Origin of the sequence: Azospirillum sp. A26 (assembly GCF_042604635.1) — a bacterium.
GTDB lineage: Bacteria > Pseudomonadota > Alphaproteobacteria > Azospirillales > Azospirillaceae > Azospirillum > Azospirillum palustre.
Window position 1 is genome coordinate 239,053 of sequence record NZ_CP170473.1, and the last position, 15,112, is coordinate 254,164.

The 15,112-nt window shown below is 69.2% G+C and carries 15 protein-coding genes; 4 read left to right on the forward strand and 11 right to left on the reverse strand.

Annotation, left to right across the window (positions count from 1 at the left end):
- Window positions 1-63: 63 nt before the first annotated feature.
- From ABNQ39_RS15655 to ABNQ39_RS15705, 11 genes are all read right to left on the reverse strand, one after another.
- The gene (locus ABNQ39_RS15655) at window positions 64-765 is read right to left on the reverse strand and encodes a (5-formylfuran-3-yl)methyl phosphate synthase (protein ID WP_376961431.1); all 702 of its coding nucleotides are present in this window, start codon (window positions 763-765) and stop codon (window positions 64-66) included.
- Window positions 762-1,358, reverse strand: a complete 597-nt coding sequence (locus tag ABNQ39_RS15660) for a DUF447 domain-containing protein (RefSeq protein ID WP_376961433.1) — start codon at window positions 1,356-1,358, stop codon at window positions 762-764. The genes ABNQ39_RS15655 and ABNQ39_RS15660 overlap by 4 nt, the downstream gene beginning before the upstream one ends.
- Window positions 1,355-2,779 carry a DUF6513 domain-containing protein gene (locus ABNQ39_RS15665; RefSeq protein WP_376961435.1) on the reverse strand — a complete coding sequence of 475 codons (1,425 nt, stop codon included), beginning with the start codon at window positions 2,777-2,779 and terminating at the stop codon, window positions 1,355-1,357. The genes ABNQ39_RS15660 and ABNQ39_RS15665 overlap by 4 nt, the downstream gene beginning before the upstream one ends.
- Window positions 2,755-3,324, reverse strand: coding sequence for a flavoprotein (locus ABNQ39_RS15670; RefSeq protein ID WP_376961437.1), 570 nt, complete (start codon window positions 3,322-3,324; stop codon window positions 2,755-2,757). The genes ABNQ39_RS15665 and ABNQ39_RS15670 overlap by 25 nt, the downstream gene beginning before the upstream one ends.
- Entirely contained in the window at window positions 3,321-4,022 is a 702-nt protein-coding gene (locus ABNQ39_RS15675) for an amino acid kinase family protein (protein WP_376961439.1), read from the reverse strand. Before ABNQ39_RS15675 ends, ABNQ39_RS15670 begins: the two co-directional genes overlap by 4 nt.
- A 4-nt stretch (window positions 4,023-4,026) precedes the next feature.
- Window positions 4,027-4,524 carry a dihydroneopterin aldolase gene (locus ABNQ39_RS15680; protein ID WP_376961441.1) on the reverse strand — a complete coding sequence of 166 codons (498 nt, stop codon included), beginning with the start codon at window positions 4,522-4,524 and terminating at the stop codon, window positions 4,027-4,029.
- A gap of 194 nt (window positions 4,525-4,718) precedes the next feature.
- Window positions 4,719-5,738: a GlxA family transcriptional regulator gene (locus tag ABNQ39_RS15685; RefSeq protein WP_376961443.1), complete on the reverse strand. Its 1,020-nt coding sequence runs from the start codon at window positions 5,736-5,738 to the stop codon at window positions 4,719-4,721.
- Window positions 5,739-6,103: 365 nt separating this feature from the next.
- Window positions 6,104-6,913, reverse strand: a complete 810-nt coding sequence (locus ABNQ39_RS15690; protein ID WP_376961445.1) for a formylmethanofuran dehydrogenase subunit C — start codon at window positions 6,911-6,913, stop codon at window positions 6,104-6,106.
- Complete coding sequence (gene fhcD, locus ABNQ39_RS15695) at window positions 6,910-7,815, reverse strand: formylmethanofuran--tetrahydromethanopterin N-formyltransferase (protein ID WP_376961447.1); 906 nt, start codon at window positions 7,813-7,815, stop codon at window positions 6,910-6,912. Before fhcD ends, ABNQ39_RS15690 begins: the two co-directional genes overlap by 4 nt.
- The gene (locus tag ABNQ39_RS15700) at window positions 7,806-9,494 is read right to left on the reverse strand and encodes a formylmethanofuran dehydrogenase subunit A (protein ID WP_376961449.1); all 1,689 of its coding nucleotides are present in this window, start codon (window positions 9,492-9,494) and stop codon (window positions 7,806-7,808) included. Before ABNQ39_RS15700 ends, fhcD begins: the two co-directional genes overlap by 10 nt.
- Window positions 9,487-10,677 carry a formylmethanofuran dehydrogenase gene (locus ABNQ39_RS15705; RefSeq protein WP_376961451.1) on the reverse strand — a complete coding sequence of 397 codons (1,191 nt, stop codon included), beginning with the start codon at window positions 10,675-10,677 and terminating at the stop codon, window positions 9,487-9,489. The genes ABNQ39_RS15700 and ABNQ39_RS15705 overlap by 8 nt, the downstream gene beginning before the upstream one ends.
- 368 nt (window positions 10,678-11,045) lie before the next feature.
- Between ABNQ39_RS15705 and ABNQ39_RS15710 the strand changes: the two genes are divergently transcribed.
- Genes ABNQ39_RS15710 through mch form a run of 4 tightly spaced genes read left to right on the forward strand, consistent with a single transcriptional unit; the run spans window position 11,046 to window position 15,112 of the window.
- The gene (locus ABNQ39_RS15710) at window positions 11,046-12,059 is read left to right on the forward strand and encodes a beta-ribofuranosylaminobenzene 5'-phosphate synthase family protein (RefSeq protein WP_376961453.1); all 1,014 of its coding nucleotides are present in this window, start codon (window positions 11,046-11,048) and stop codon (window positions 12,057-12,059) included.
- 50 nt (window positions 12,060-12,109) lie between these two features.
- Complete coding sequence (locus tag ABNQ39_RS15715) at window positions 12,110-13,012, forward strand: NAD(P)-dependent methylenetetrahydromethanopterin dehydrogenase (protein ID WP_376961455.1); 903 nt, start codon at window positions 12,110-12,112, stop codon at window positions 13,010-13,012.
- Complete coding sequence (locus tag ABNQ39_RS15720; protein WP_376961457.1) at window positions 13,009-14,172, forward strand: ATP-grasp domain-containing protein; 1,164 nt, start codon at window positions 13,009-13,011, stop codon at window positions 14,170-14,172. The genes ABNQ39_RS15715 and ABNQ39_RS15720 overlap by 4 nt, the downstream gene beginning before the upstream one ends.
- The gene (gene mch / locus ABNQ39_RS15725; RefSeq protein ID WP_376961459.1) at window positions 14,147-15,112 is read left to right on the forward strand and encodes a methenyltetrahydromethanopterin cyclohydrolase; all 966 of its coding nucleotides are present in this window, start codon (window positions 14,147-14,149) and stop codon (window positions 15,110-15,112) included. The genes ABNQ39_RS15720 and mch overlap by 26 nt, the downstream gene beginning before the upstream one ends.

Sequence of the window (15,112 nt, forward strand, 5' to 3'; positions counted from 1 at the left end):
GCGGCCACGGGGAGCCGTCACGGGCGGCAAGAAAACAGCGGATCCGGTGCAGGCGTTCAGGGGTCAGAGGCACTCGCTCAGCGCAACCGCATTGCGCACGCTTCGGACGACCTCGGCAACTCTGTCCGGGTCGATAGCGTCGCGCCGAGCGCCGCCCTGGCAAAGCGCGCCGCGGAAGCCGAGGATCGATGGACGGAGCGCTGCCAGCGCGCCGATGTCGGCAAGCCTCAGCGACCCTGCCAGCCCGGCCAGCAACCCGGCCTCGCGCACCTGCCCGATGAAGGCGGCCAGCGCGTCGGCCGACAGATGATCGCGCAGGGTGCGGCCATCCTTCAGGCCGGTGTCCAGCATCACACCGATAAAGCCGGCATCGGTCATGGCGCGGACCAGTTCGGGGGTGGGGGCGGTAAGGTCGGCCAGGATGACGCCGACCAAGGCGGCGGCGCCGCGCGCCTCGGCGGATGCGGCGATGCAGGCGTGCGGATCGCCTCCGGCGGCGATCCCGATCTTCACGATGTCGACACCCGTGGCCGCCGTCCGGGAAACCGCCGCCGTCATGATCGCCGGGTCCATCGGCAGATCGCCGATGGTGGCGCTGACCGGCCTGCGTCCATCGACCGTCCGCAGGCAGGCGTCGATGATGTTGGCCGGCAGCGCACCCAGGGCGCCGTCGTCCGGGTTCTTCAGATCGATCAGGTCGGCCCCGGCCGTCACGGCGATCCCGGCTTCCACCGGATTGGTCACGCTGGCGAGCATGCGGATCATGAGGACACCTGTTGTTTTGCCATATCGTCCGCGGCGAGACTTTCGGAGCGGAAAGCCGCCACGCGGTCGGACAGCCAGCCCCAGGCCTCCCGCTCGCGCTCTCCGGCGGTCTTCTCGACGGCGATGGCAAGGTAGGCCATTTCCCGCTCCACCTTCTCCCACGGCAGCATGTGCAGCCGGCTGCATAGGATCGCCGCCTCGATCACGGCGGCGGCGGCACGGTTGTGGCCCTCGAAGGGCCGATGCGCCTCCCGATGGACGGTCCGGCAATGGAAGCGCGGGCGCACCGGGTCGGTCTCGACCCGGATCACCTCCACCTCCCAGTGGGCGAGGCTGTCGGCCAGACGCACCCCGGCGATGGCGGTTGCCGGGACCAGCGGCCAGTCCCGCCGCCCGGTCAGGCAGCCGGCGAACAGGCGTGCATCGTCGGTGAAGTTGATCACGGCCCGGCCTGTGGCCTCCAGCGCATTGAGCGTGACGGAGGGGCGGAAAGGGGCGATCACCAGAACGTCCGCCGTCCGCGTCACCCCGAAGGGGGCGATGTGCGGCGTCCCGTCGGCGCCCAGCGTGGTGACGATGGTTTCGAGGATCATGATGCCTTTCCGCAGGCCCGCCGCCGCTCCTGCAAGGTCGTGCCCGCCGCCTTGAAGCCGTGGGGGTCGCTGCCTGCCTCCGCTTCCGGCGCTTCCTCCACCGTGCAGCCCCAGGCGAGATCCTCGTCCTGGACGTAGCGCTTGCCGAGCTGCCAGGCGAGGAAGGCCTTCTGCAACTCCACCCCCATGTAGAAGGCGTGTCCGCCATCCTGCGCCAGCCCGAGCAGGGGATAGAGCTTGTAGGGATCGGTCGCGACATGGTGGCCGTCGCGGTTGTAGACATGGACCCCGTCCTCCGCCACCTCGATCCGGAAGGAAGGGTCGCGGATGTTGCGGGCGGTCTCCGCGATCTCGGCCGGGGTGCCGGCGTAGGGGCGGCGGTCGCGCAGGGCCATCAGCCCGTCGTCGATGCCCTTCGGCAGGCTGCCGCTTTCCGCGGCGGCATGCATGATCCGCCGCGCCCGGTCGGCCTCGCGTACCGCGGTGCGGGCATGCGGGCTGACCTGAAGGGTGAGGACGGCGCCGATCAACAGTTCCGACACCATGCCCATCAGCAGCGCCGTCGTGCCGGTGGTGTCGGCGTCGGTCAGTTCTGTCAGGTTGCCGATGCCCATCAGCATCCCGATGTCGGGATAGCGGCGGCGCAGGGCGTGATAGCGCACCACCGAGTCCGTGAAGCCGTAATGGATGGGGTCGAGCACCGGGTCGGCCAGGAAACGCCGCCCGTCGGCCCGCAGCCGGTCGACGGCGCGGCACAGCGACTCCAGGTCGCGCGGCTTGGCCGGAACCAGGATCGGCGTGGCCTCCGTCCGCTCCAGCACCCACAGCGTGTCCTCACTGAGGCTGAGCAGATAGGAGGCGCCGGCCGCCGCCCCGCGCAGCAGCTCGTCGGGGTCGGCGCTGTCGACGCTGACCGTATGGCCGGCGGCGACAAGGGCCGCGACCGCCGGCTCCAACCCCTCGAACCGCTCGCCCGGCTGGCAGCCGAGGTCGATGACATCGGCGCCATCGCGGCGCAGCCTCGCGGCGGTCTCCAGCAGATTGTCGACGGAACGGCGGGGCGCGTCGACGATCTCCGCGAAGATCGTCACCGCATGGCGGGACAGGTCGGCCTGCGCCGCCCGCCCGCCGAGATAGGCGGGGATGTCGCGCAACTCCTCCGGCCCGCGTTCGAAGGCGACGCCGAAATGAGCGGACAATGCCGCCAGATCGCAGCGCGTCCGGCCGGGCAGGATCACCCGCGCTGCCGGCGGCGGGGGCGGCAGGCGGCGCCTGATCAGCTCCTCGGTCATCAAGGCGGCGACGCTGACACCGATCTGCACCACGTCGAAGCGGAAGGGAGCGGGCGCCATACCGTCGAGCATCGCCCGCAGGCGCGGCTCCGCCAGCTTTCCGGTCACGAAGACGAGGTGGTCAGACATTGCAGGCGCGCCTTCAGCGCGGATTCGAGTTCGGGAACGGTTTCGACGACGGTGGTCGCCTCGAACCCGCGCAGCCGTTCGACATTCTCCAGATCGATGCGCCGGGGATAGACCGGCACCATGCCGTGCGGCGCCTCCGTCATCATTTCCGGCGCGGTGTCGCAGGCGAAGACGATGCAGGGCACCCGGCACTTGCCGGCCTGGGCGAAGGCGTTGGTCGGCAGCGTGTCGGAAATTCCCTGCACGCATTTGGCGACCGTGTTGGAGGTTGCCGGCCCCACCACCAGCGTGTGGTATTCGCCGAAATAGAACCGCCCGATCTGCGGGGCGCTGGCGGCCCGGTCGCGGAACAGGCGGGTGCCGGGAGGAAAATTGCCGTCGCGGCGGCGGTACATCCGCATCACCTCCTCGGCCGCCTTGCTGAGAAAGACGTCGAGCGGCGCCAGCCGCGCCATCAGGTCGAGCGTTTCCTTGATGTAGTGGCCCGACCCGGTCAGCGCCCAGGCCAGCCGCGGCGGTGCCGGCGGGGGAGCGATGCTGTTCATGCCCGCACGCTGGGCAGGGGCTCGACCTCAGGGCAGCGCAGCAGGGCACAGCCGGGAGCGGCGTGGCCTGCCAGCGCCTCCTCCATCAGGATGTGGTTGTCGCGATGGATGCACCAGCTTTCGCCGGCGAAACGGGCGCGCCAGAGCGGGAAGGCGGCATCGACCAGCCCGTCGCGGGCCAGCGACGCCGCGTCGGTCGCCGCACAGGGGCAGGGCCCCGACTTGACCAGCACCAGCGCCGCCGCGTCCAGCTCCACCGCCAGCCATGCCGCGAGGCTGTCGGAGGTGACCTCCCAGCTTTCGGCGATCTCGGGCTGGTCGAGCGCCATGGCCGACGGCAGCCACACCGCGGGCATCCGCGCCCGGATCAGCGACCGCAGCCGCTCGCGCGTCGCCGCCGTATGCAGGGTCGGGCAGATGCCGTGCAGCATCAGCCCGAACTGTTCCATCGCCAGCAGGGCCATGCGGTGGGCGAGCCGGTCGTCGAAGCGCCAGTTGTCCTGGGCGTCGCGCACGGCGTCGGCGAAGGGCCCGCCGCCCGGCACGATGACCACGGGATGGAGATGGCCGGGCCGGGCGATCAGATCCAGCCAGGTTCCCAGCCGATGCCAGTCGGACAGGCTGCCGCCGATCTTGATCACCCAGGGCCGCGCCGCTGGCGCTGGAGATCCATCCTCAGGCGATGCGTTGGCCGTCATCGGGTCAGATCCGCCGGTCTGCGATCACCAGCGGGCGGCGCGAGGCCGGCGGGGATTGGCCCGGCATCTGGTCGCGCGTCCGCTCCAGCCGGATGCCCGGCACCGCGACGCCGTCATAGATGTCCAGCTTCGCCACCGACACGCGGGCCGACTGCACCTGTTCGTGGCCAAGGCACATGCGGGCGATCTTTTCCGCCAGCATTTCGACAAGGTTGGTGTGCTCGTCCATCAGGATCCGCTTCAGCCCGGACAGCAGATCGTCATAGGAGAGCACATCGCCGATGTCGTCGGAGAATTGGACGCCGTCCTGGCGCACCTGCAGCAGCAGGTCGATGCGCACCCGCTGGGGCGCGTCACGCTCATAATCGAAGACGCCGATCCGGCAGGGCAGGACGACGTTTTCCAGGAACAGCTCGTAGAGGCCGGCGGGGATGGTGGACGGGCCGGGGCCGGCGGCGGTCAGGCCACGCGCGCATTGGGCGGAAAGAATCGCGTCTAGCATCGGTGCCGTCCTCCTGGCTGTTGTCCGGCGGGGCCGAGCGTGGATCTGGTGTCGGGCGGGCCGCATTTGTACCTTACCGACATCCGGAGGGCGGCATCTGTTGGAAAGCGACAGCAATCTGGCGATTTCCGCCGCCCCATGCCTGTTTCCCCCGATCCGGTCCCGCTTGACCTTCCGCCCGCCCGCTCGCGGCGTCAGGTCAGGCCGGCGAACTCATGTGCGGCGGCGAGCGGGCTGTGCCGCTGGCTCTGGCGGTCGCTGCGCGGTGCGATGCCGAAATGGTCGCGGTAGCATTTGCTGAAATGGGTGGCGGAGATGAAGCCGCAACTGATCGACACCTCCATCACCGACATGCGGGTCTGGCACAGCAGCTGTCGCGCCCGCTTCATCCGGAGGCCGAGATAGTATTTGGCCGGCGAGCAGTTCATGTATTTGCGGAACAGCCGTTCCAGATTGCGGCGGGATTGGCCGAGTTCCGCGGCAAGCGTCAGCAGGTCCAGCGGTTCCTCGATGTTGGCCTGCATCACCGCCACCGCGGCGTGGAGATCCTCGTGGTCCAGCACCGGATTGGCTTGCAGCTCCTCCTGCTGGCGGATGCTGCCGGCGCGGATCTTGGTGTGCAGAAGCTGTTCGGCGATGTCCATCGCCAGCTTCTCGCCATGGCGGGCGGCGATCAGGTGCAGCATCATGTCGGTGGCGGCGGTGCCGCCCGCGCAGGTGAAGCGGTTGCGGTCGATGGTGAACAGTTCGCCCGTCGCTTCGATCTCCGGGAAGGTTTCGGCGAAGCCGGCCATGTTCTCCCAGTGGATGGTGCAGCGATAGCCGTTCAGCAGGCCGGCCCGGGCCAGGATATGGCTGGCCGTGCACAGGGCGCCGAAGGCGATCCCCTGGGCGGCCGAACGCCGCATCCACGAGAACATCGCCCGATCCTCGTACCAGTGGCCGCCAATGCCGCTGCACACCATCACGGTGGACAGCGGCGGGCAGTCGGCGATGGTGTGGTCGACGCAGACGCCGATGCCGTTGCTGGCCCGCTGGACGCCGCCGGTCGGGGATAGCAGCACCCAGCGATACAACTCCTTTCCGCTGATGTGGTTGGCGAGGCGGAGAGGCTCAACCGCCGCGGTGAACGCGATCATGGAGAAATCGGGAACCAGGAGAAAACCGATGGTATCGGCCTGGGAAACGCCGGATTGCTGCTCGTTGCACTTCATGTCCCGTGCCCCTCTTCCGCTTTCCTGTTCGTATCGTGGGTCGCGAATGGTCGGCGAACACGCTGTTTGCCCGCGGCCTTGTTTGCAGTGGCGGCCGCGTTCGGATGGACGGGGGATCGATCCCTTTGCGCACCATCAAGTTTTTATGACAAGCAGCCTACGCAGGTCGGGGCCCTGCGACATTGAACAAAGCGGACATAATCCTTGAAGGAGAGCGACGTTGACCGAGTCTGGATTGTTTTTCATGCAAATCATCCGACGGTGCGAACAATAGCACCGTCCGGTGGAGCAACCACGCTCTCTCTATGAGGTAGCCCCTCTTGGCGTGAAGGGCCGCTGTCCGCTGACCCCTTGGCAGCAAGCCTTCACAGGCAGGCCAGCAACTCGCCGCGTCCGCCGAATCCGCGGTCGCCCAGCCAGCGCCGTGCCCGTCCGGTCAGGCCCCGGCAGGCGAGTGGCACGTCGTGCAGACCGGACAGGTGATTGTCCAGAAGCGAGAGGAAGGGCAGCCGGTTGAGACCGCAGTCAGCAAAGCCCGGCAGCGGATCGATCTCGCCGCGGAACAGGATGGTGCCGTTGCGCATGCCATGGCCGGCGAAGGCACCCGGCCTGCCGCCGATCACCAGGCTGCCGGCAGTCATGTGCAGGGCGGCGTAGGCGCCGGCATCGCCGCCGACGGCGATCAGCCCGCGGCGCATGCGCGTGCCGACGCGGTCGCCGCATGTGCCATGGACCAGGATCCGCCCGCCGGTCATCCCGGCCCGCTCGCCGGGGAGGGCACCGCCCAGCTCGTCGCCGGCATCGCCCCGGACGACCAGCTCGCCGCCGCGCATGGACGCCCCCGCCGCCAGCCCCGCCGACCCGTCCACCAGCAGCGAGCCGCCGCTCATGCCGGTGCCGGCGCGGTGGCCGACCGGTCCGGCAACCTGGATGGTGCCGCCGGCCAGTCCCGCCCCGACGAAATCGAGCCGTCCGTCTCCCTCCAGTTCCACGATGTCGCCCGGGCTGCCCGACAGGTCGAACAGGTCGCCCAACGCGACATGCCCCCGGCCGAGCCGCAGAGGCAAGGCGGCGATTTCCAGCAAGCTCAGTTCCGCAAGCCGGTGCGGCAGCAGGGGAGAGGCGTCGATGCGGCCGGTCAGCGGGCCTTTCAGACGGAAGCTCAGCACGCTCATGGCAACAGCTCGTAAAGGTGGAAATGGTGGCGGCCCAGCTTGCCGCCGTAATTGCCGGCGGTGACGCCCCAGATGCCGGACTCGCGACCGCGTTCGATCAGGCATTTCAGCCCGGCCGTGGTGGCCGCCGCGACATCGGCGGCGGTCAGCCCGTCGATGACGATCTCCAGCACCGATTCGACCTCGGCCGGCAGGCGGGAGCGGGGCAGGCCGCGCAGCGTCGGGCAATAGGCGTCGTTGGTGGAGGCCGGCATCCCCTTGTACTTCGCCCCGACCTTGGAACCGGAGCGGACCACCCCGCCGGGGAAGGGCAGCACCACATTGGGCACGGCGCGCATGGCGTCCGCCGCCGCTTCCGCCGCCTCCAGCGCCGCCATCCGGGCATCGGCGAGGATCAGCAGGTTGCCGCCGCCGACCGCGGGCACGCTCCAGCTCGATTCCTCGCACAGGAACTCGCAGTCCATCACCGGGATGCGCCAGTAGCGCCTGCCGCCGAGCAGTTTCGACATCTGCTGGCCGTCGCCGAAATAGCGCAGCTTCCGGCCCAGCGGGATCAAATCCTCCTGGGCGCCGCGCGGCACGCCGGCAAAACAGGCGGTGCCGGGACAGGTCAGGATGCACTGGCCGACGCGGGTCTCGACCTGCTTTCCCAGCACGCTGCGTCCGGTGGCGAAGAACAGCAGGGCCACGCCGGGGCGTCCGTCGGGGGTTTCCTCCGGCGCCAGTTCCCGCTCGATCCCGGCTTCACAGCCGCAGGCGATGACCGAGGTGGCGAAGCCGGTGGCGGCCATGCCAGCATGGCGCGCCCAGGCCGGCGTGTCGGCGGTCACGATCAGCCGGGTCGCCTTCATGTCGAAGGCCTCGGCATAGCTGTTCTCGATGTGGATGCCGTTCAGAAGCATGGGCCGGACGCCGTCAGGGTCGGAACGATGGACAGGCCGCCGCGGCCATGGTCGAGGATCTCGCCGTCCGCGATGCGGAAGTTGCCGAGCCGAACGGTCTGGTGATCCTCGAACCAGGGCTTCAGCCGCCGTTCGATGGCGGGGTCGAAGTCCGGCCGGACGACGATGGTGTCGCCCCAGCCTGTCGCGGTCAGTTCTCCGTTCCGTGCCACCGGCCGTCCTTTCTTGAACACCCAGGCAGGGGCTGCGAACATCGCCTCGCGGTCGGGCAGATCGTCATAGACCACCACGTCGGCGACAGCGCCGGGGCGCAGGTGGCCGCAGTCGCGCAGTCCCAGCACGCGGGCGGGGCCGGCACGGGTCATGATGGCGATCTCGTCGAGCGTGTATTCGCGTTCGATGGAGCCGAGCCGGCTGTGTGCCGCCACGTCGGGGTTGATTCGTGCGAGCTGCTCGGTGCGGAAGCTGCGGTCCATCAGCAGACGGATCAGATGCGGATAGCTGGTGAAGGGGCCGCCGTTCGGGTGGTCCGTGGTCAGATAGACCCGCCAGGGATCCTCGATCAGCAGGAACAGCTCCAGCCCGATGGCCCATTGCAGGGCGTTGACGAAGGCCTTGTCGCGGTAGCGGAACGGCACCAGCCCGCAGCCGCCATCGCATTCGATGTCGGTGCACACCCATTTGCGCGGGCTGGCGAGGTCGCTGTTGCGGAACTGCGACATGATGTCGGCCGACGCGGTGATGGTCTGGCCGAAGATGATCTGGCCGACATCGACCGAGATGTTCGGGCTGCGGTTCACCGCTTCGGCGATCTCGGCGGCGGCTGAGGAGAAGCGGCGGTCGCCCTCTGTCCCATAGCTGTGGAATTGCAGATGGGTCAGGTGGGCGGGCAACCCGTCGAGTGCGGCAATGGTGTCGCGCGTGACCGATTCGTTGCCGGGGATGCCCAGATTGTTGCAGTGGACGTGCAGCGGATGCGGCACCCCGAGGTCGGACAGCGCAGTCGCCAGCGTGGTCAGGATGCGGCGCGGCGTGATGCCGTAATGGGGATGCGCCTCGTCCAGATCCAGGCGGCGTTGGTTGAACTTGATGGCGCTGATGCCGCCGGGATTCACCACCTTGACGCCGACCGCCTGGGTGGCGTGCAGGATCCAGGCGACATAGTCGTTGACCTCCGACTGCGTCGCCCCGGCGGCAAGCCGTTCCAGAAGAAAGTCGTCGTTGCCGAGGACGGCGTAGCAGCCCTTGTCGATGATCGGGATGTCGGCCAGTTCCAGATGGGTGTGTCGCGCGTTGGAGGGCAGCATCGCCGGCTCGAAGGCCGCGGTGTAGCCCATCTCGGCATAGCGGTAGCCGGTGACGAAGCTGGATGGGGTGAACAGGCCACTGCCGGAGCGGCGCAGCCCGTCGGGGCCGCTGGCGTGCTCGCGATGCTCCTCCGGAAGAAGCAGGCGGGCGAGGTTCACCTTGCCGCCACCGATGTGGCTGTGGATGTCGATGGCGCCGGCCATGACGATGCGGCCGTCGAGGTCGATCACTTCCCCGATGCGGGCGTCCTGCGGAGGTGTCGCCGCGATGCGGCCGTCCTTCAGGTACAGGTCACGCAACCCGCCGCCGTCGGTGCTCACGGTCGGATCGTAGACGCGGCCGCCGCGCAGCAGGGTGTAGGCGTCAGACATGCGCTATCTCCCGAAGCGGGACTGGGGAGGCGGGCAGACGGCTGAGCAGGGCGCTCAGCACCGACGCGGCCGACGGAAGCGTCATGGCGGTCGTTCGCAAGCGGCGTAGGGGCAGGGCGGCGACGCCGTCGCCACGGTGGATGCTGCCGGAATGGTCGAGGCCGGGGATGGCGACCGGGATCAGCACCTCCGGATCGCGGGGCAACGGCTGTCCGGGTCGGGCCAGCACGATCATGGGTGTGCGGGTGTCGGGCAGTTCCGCGCCGTTCAGGGCGGAAAGCCAGACCAGCGCATCGACCTCGCCCCCGGCCAGCAGGCTTTTCAGCCGGTAGCGCAGCGGATCGTGCTCCGGCGGGCCGGCCCCCAGGCGGGAGCGCAGCGGCACACCATATTGCCAAGCGCACACGTAATTGGCACCCAGCGCGTTGCCCTTGCCGCCCAGGGACAGGCCGGCGCAGCGGGTCGAGGCGTTGGCGGTCACGACTAGGCGGTTGAAGGCCTCGATGGCGACATCGCCGGCGGCCGGGTCCAGCGTGGCGGCGATCCAGCCGACGACGCCGAAGCGCGCCTCGCGCAATGCCGCGGCGATGCGGGTCAGAGCCTCCATGGCGATGCCCCCGACTTGGGCGCCGCGGGGTGTTTCGCCGGCCAGCAACTGCGACAGGGCGGCGGCGATGGCGGGGGCGTGGGTCAGGTTGGCGCTCAGGCGTTCGAACCCGTCCGGTGCCGGGCCGTCGCCGGGACCGATCAGGAAGCCGCGCGCCGCGCCGACATCGCGGAACAGGGCGGTGGGCGGGCGGACGATGCGGTCGAACAGGCGGGGGGCATGACGCTCGAACTCGGTTCCGAACAGGACGAACAGGTCGGCACGGTTGCGAATTTCGCCGAAGGTGGCGGTCATGGCGCCGGTCACCTGGAGCGCGCGCAGCCCGTGGAACAGGCTGTCGGAGGCGGCATGATCGATCACTGCACCCAGCCGTTCCGCCAGCGCCAGGGCCGCGGAGACTCCTTCGGTGTCGGCGGCGAGCCCCCCGACGGCCGGCGAAGCCGCATCGCGCAGCAAGACCGCCGCCGCGTCCAGCGCTTCGTCGAGCGGAACGGCGCGACCCTTGATGAAGCAGTGGGCCGGCAATGCCGGAAGGGCGAACAGGGTGCGTGCCCGTGCGCAGCCGTTGGTGGTCACCTTGAGTTGTCCGGTGCCATCGCGTGCGATTGCAAGGTCATCGCAGGCCATTGCGCAGAACGGACAAACGACATCGCTCATGGGTGGTGGGAGGTCGCCTCCGCCGAGTTCGTAGTCCATATGCCAAACCCCGCGCATGATATCGAGTGTGGAGGGTTGTCTTAAATAATAATAGACATGGGGTGTCGGTTCATTTCTTTTGCAGAAATGAGTAAAGAAGAGTCAATATCTGAAATTATTCCGGATTATAATTTGTTTTCTATTGTTGTTCTCGTTGATTTTATCGCCATCGATTTTATTATGTGCGAAAGGCGGCTGGTCGCCTTGGCTTTTGCGACAGGTAGGCCATGATTTGCGGCGAACAGCGCATGACGGTCGACAGGGTGCGGGTGGAGGTGCCCGCCCGGCTGCATCTTGGGTTCCTCGACATGGAGGGCGGGTTGGGACGGCGCTTTGGCAGCCTGGGCCTGACGCTCGACGGGCTGGGGACGGACCTGATGCTGATCCGGGGAAAAACGGGAAGCGATGTCCCAGTCGGCCCGGACTGCCGGGCGGCGGAGTATCTCGACCGGCTGTGCGGGGCGCTGGGCTTGGAAAACCGCTTCTCCCTGCGGCTGGGCCGGACCATCCCCAGCCATTCCGGGCTGGGGTCTGGCACCCAGCTGGCGCTGGCCGTCGGGGCTGCCCTGTCGGCGATGACCGGCCGGCCGCTGCCGCCGCGCCGGGTCGCCAGCCTGCTTGACCGCGGCGCGCGGTCGGGCATCGGCGTCGGCGCCTTCGAACAGGGCGGCGTCATTCTGGACGGCGGCAAGGGCGCGTTGGACGAGCCGCCGCCGGTGATCAGCCGCATGGCCCTGCCGGAGGCATGGCGGATGCTTCTGGTGTTCGATGACGCCAACCGCGGCCTATCCGGCACGGCCGAGACGGTCGCGTTCCGCGATCTGCCGCCTTTCCCGGCGGACAAGGCGGCCTATTTGTGCCGGCTGGCGCTGATGGTCGGGCTGCCGGCGCTGGCGGAAGGGGATGCCATGCGGTTCGGCGCCGCCGTGACCGAACTCCAGAGCGTGGTCGGCGATCATTTCGCCCCGGCTCAGGGCGGGCGCTTCAGCAGTCCGGACGTGGCCGAGGTGCTGCGCTGGCTGCCGTCGGTCGGCGCCACGGGGATCGGGCAGAGTTCCTGGGGGCCGACCGGCTTTGCCATCTTTGGCGATGTGGCATCGGCAGAGCGGGCGGCGGAGGGTGCGCAGGCGCGCTGGAGGGCGCGGCCCAACCTGCGCTTCGTCGTCTGCCGGGGGCGGAATCACGGCGCGGTGGTGGAGACTTATTCCGATCAGAATGCAGTCGCTGCCGGATATGAAACAGTCGCAAAAAAGACAGCGTGACCATGTGATGTGAAAGACAGTGCCATGAAGCGAACCGAGGAATTCGTTTCATGGAAAAGCCCTATATCATGCACTCCATTACTCCGGTAAAGGCGGTCAGTCCATTCGACATCAATATGGCATGCGATGCCGGCTATGGCGTCATCGTGCCTTACACCAATGTCGAGACTGGCGAGGTGCCGGGTCTTGTCCAGGACATGATCTTTTCTCGCGCTCCGGGCGACGCCAAGCGGACCGGTCTGTTCATCGCCGGCCGCGACATCCTCAAGGCGCTGGACATGCTGGAGGCGGCGCGCGGGGCGATGGTCCCGCCCTTCGAAATCTCGGTCTTCGCCGATCCGTCCGGCGCCTACACCACCGCCGCGGCGATGATCGCGAAGGTCGAGGCCCAGCTTGAGAGGGTTGGGTTGGCATTGGCCGGCTCACGGGTCGCGGTGTTCGGCGGTAAGGGGCCGGTCGGCGGTGTCGCGGCGGTGCTGGCCGCGCGGGCCGGCGCGTCCGTTCAACTGGTCGGCCATGACGGCGCGGCGTCCGTCGCCGAGCGCGCGGCCTCTTACCGTCAACGGTTCGGCGTGACGCTGGGGGCGGTGGATGGCTCGACCGACGCCCACAAGGCCGCGGTCCTGGCGGAAACCGATGTGGTGCTGGCGGTCGCCCGCGCTGGTGTCCGGGTGCTGAGCCGCACACAGATCACCGCTGCCCCGTCGGTGCGGGTGGTGGCCGACGTCAATGCCGTCCCGCCGGCCGGCGTGGAGGGGGTGGACGCCTTCAGCGATGGCGCGCCCATCGAGGGCACGGACGCCGTCGGCATCGGCGCGCTCGCCATCGGCAACGTGAAGTTCAAGACCCAGCACGGCCTGTTCAAGGCGATGCGCGAGGCGGCGAAGCCGGTCTATATGGCCTTCGACGACGCGTTCATCCTGGCCCGCGCCCAATGCCGGAAAGCGGCGTGATCCTGGTCGCCGCCCTGTCGGGTCGGGCCATCGCCCAGGCGGTGGCGCGCACCGGGGCCACCGTGGCGACGCTGGATCAGTTCGGCGACGCCGACCTGTCGCTGCCCGCCCGTTGCGTGGCCGGTGATCCCGTCACCGGCTTCGACCGGGAGGCGCTGATCGCCGCCGCCCGGACGCTGGCTCCGCCGGGCAGCGGTCTGGTCGTCGGATCGGGGTTCGAACAGGCGCCCGACCTGCTGGCCGCCTTGATGCAGGCCGGTCCTTATCGGCTGCTCGGCAACCGGCCGGAGGTGGTGCGGTCGGTCAAGGACCCGGCCGGCTTCGCCGCGCGGCTGGCGGCGCTGGGGCTGGAAGAACTGGGCATCGGGCATCCGGAAACATGGGTGACGATGCCAGACGATGCGATCCGCGAGGACTGGATGGTCAAGCGGGTTGGTGCGGCCGGGGGCTGGCACGTCGCTCCCTGGGCCGGAGGTTCGCTGCCGGACGGTCATTACCTGCAACGGCGGGCGGCCGGACGGCCAACCTCCGTCGCCTTCATCGCCGACCGTAGCGGCCGGTGCGAAACGGTGGCGATCAGCCGGCAATGGGCCGATCCGGCGCCCGACGCGCCCTTCCGCTATGGCGGGGCGGTGCTTCCGGCGGCGGTGCCGCAATCCCTCGCCGACCGGCTTGCGGAAGCGGCACGCCGCATCGCCGCCGCCTTCGGGCTGGTCGGGCTGAACAGTCTGGACCTGCTGGTCGACGGCACGTCGGTAACGGTTCTGGAGGTCAACCCGCGTCCGGGGGCCACGCTCGACCTGCTCGAACGCCACCGGCGGGGCGGGGTGATGCGCGCGCATCTCGACGCCGCCGCCGGACGTGATTGGACGCTGGGGGCAGCGCGTCCGGGCGTCATTGCCGGGGCGGTGGCCTATGCCGCCAACGCCCTGACGGTGCCGGCGGATGTCCCGTGGCCCCCCTGGTGCGCCGACCGGCCTCGGGCCGGCAGCGCGGTGGGGGGCGGGCTGCCGCTGTGCAGCGCCACCGCCTGGGGCGGGGACGAGGAGGAGGCGCGGCGCCGTCTGTCCTGCCGGATCGAACGCATCGTCGCGGACTGCACGCGGCGGGCCTGTTTTGTGGAGAGAACCGCCGATGTCGTCCCTTCCCTTCAGTGTTAACCGGCTTGCCGCCCCCCTGGTCCACGCGCTGGTGGCGGACGCCGCCATGCTGCGGATCGGGGTAGAGCAGCACCCCGCCGGCTGCACCGTGATCGATGCCGGCATCGACCGGCCCGGCAGCCTGGAAGCCGGGCGCCGCATCGCCGAGATCTGCCTGGGCGGCGCCGGCAGCGTGCGCATCGGCATGGACTCTCCCTTTGCCCATTGGCCGGCGCAAGTGACAGTGACGGCGGCCGATCCGGTCCTGGCCTGCCTCGGCAGCCAGTATGCCGGCTGGAGCCTGTCGGGCGAAAAGTTCTCGGCGCTGGGATCGGGGCCGGGGCGCGCCCTGGCGGTGAAGGAGCCTTTGTTCGCCGAACTCGGCTACCGCGACATGGCCGACCGCGCCGTGCTGGTGCTGGAGACCGACAAGCGGCCGCCGGCATCGGTGGTGGAGAAGGTTGCCCGCGACTGCGGCGTGCCGGCGGAGCGCGTGACCCTGATCCTGACGCCGACCCGCAGCCCGGCCGGCATCGTCCAGATCGTCGCCCGTGTGCTGGAGGTCGGGTTGCACAAGCTGCACGCCCTTCATTTCCCGCTGGAGCGGGTGCGCGACGGCGTCGGCTGTGCGCCGTTGCCGCCGCCGGGACGCGATTTCGTCCAGGCGATGGGCCGGACCAACGACGCCATCCTGTTCGGCGGAACCGTCCATCTGCTGGTCGACGGCCCGGACGACGACGCGGCCGATCTGGCGGCCCGCCTGCCCAGTTCTGCCTCCGCCGACTATGGCAGGCCCTTTGCCGACCTGTTCGCGGCGAGCGGCTTCGACTTCTTCAAGATCGACCCGATGCTGTTCAGCCCGGCCCGCGTGATCGTGACCGCCTTCGAGAGCGGGCGGAGCTTCACCGCCGGGGCGCTGGCACCAGCGCTGCTCGACCGTTCCTTCGGCATCGGCGGGTAG

What these genes read in the sequence shown, in the direction of transcription:
- ABNQ39_RS15655 (WP_376961431.1), bottom strand. Translation starts at nt 765, where the DNA reads ATGATCCGCATGCTCGCCAGCGTGACCAATCCGGTGGAAGCCGGGATC.
- ABNQ39_RS15660 (WP_376961433.1), bottom strand. Translation starts at nt 1,358, where the DNA reads ATGATCCTCGAAACCATCGTCACCACGCTGGGCGCCGACGGGACGCCG.
- ABNQ39_RS15665 (WP_376961435.1), bottom strand. Translation starts at nt 2,779, where the DNA reads ATGTCTGACCACCTCGTCTTCGTGACCGGAAAGCTGGCGGAGCCGCGC.
- ABNQ39_RS15670 (WP_376961437.1), bottom strand. Translation starts at nt 3,324, where the DNA reads ATGAACAGCATCGCTCCCCCGCCGGCACCGCCGCGGCTGGCCTGGGCG.
- ABNQ39_RS15675 (WP_376961439.1), bottom strand. Translation starts at nt 4,022, where the DNA reads ATGACGGCCAACGCATCGCCTGAGGATGGATCTCCAGCGCCAGCGGCG.
- ABNQ39_RS15680 (WP_376961441.1), bottom strand. Translation starts at nt 4,524, where the DNA reads ATGCTAGACGCGATTCTTTCCGCCCAATGCGCGCGTGGCCTGACCGCC.
- ABNQ39_RS15685 (WP_376961443.1), bottom strand. Translation starts at nt 5,738, where the DNA reads ATGAAGTGCAACGAGCAGCAATCCGGCGTTTCCCAGGCCGATACCATC.
- ABNQ39_RS15690 (WP_376961445.1), bottom strand. Translation starts at nt 6,913, where the DNA reads ATGAGCGTGCTGAGCTTCCGTCTGAAAGGCCCGCTGACCGGCCGCATC.
- fhcD (WP_376961447.1), bottom strand. Translation starts at nt 7,815, where the DNA reads ATGCTTCTGAACGGCATCCACATCGAGAACAGCTATGCCGAGGCCTTC.
- ABNQ39_RS15700 (WP_376961449.1), bottom strand. Translation starts at nt 9,494, where the DNA reads ATGTCTGACGCCTACACCCTGCTGCGCGGCGGCCGCGTCTACGATCCG.
- ABNQ39_RS15710 (WP_376961453.1), top strand. Translation starts at nt 11,046, where the DNA reads ATGACGGTCGACAGGGTGCGGGTGGAGGTGCCCGCCCGGCTGCATCTT.
- ABNQ39_RS15715 (WP_376961455.1), top strand. Translation starts at nt 12,110, where the DNA reads ATGGAAAAGCCCTATATCATGCACTCCATTACTCCGGTAAAGGCGGTC.
- mch (WP_376961459.1), top strand. Translation starts at nt 14,147, where the DNA reads ATGTCGTCCCTTCCCTTCAGTGTTAACCGGCTTGCCGCCCCCCTGGTC.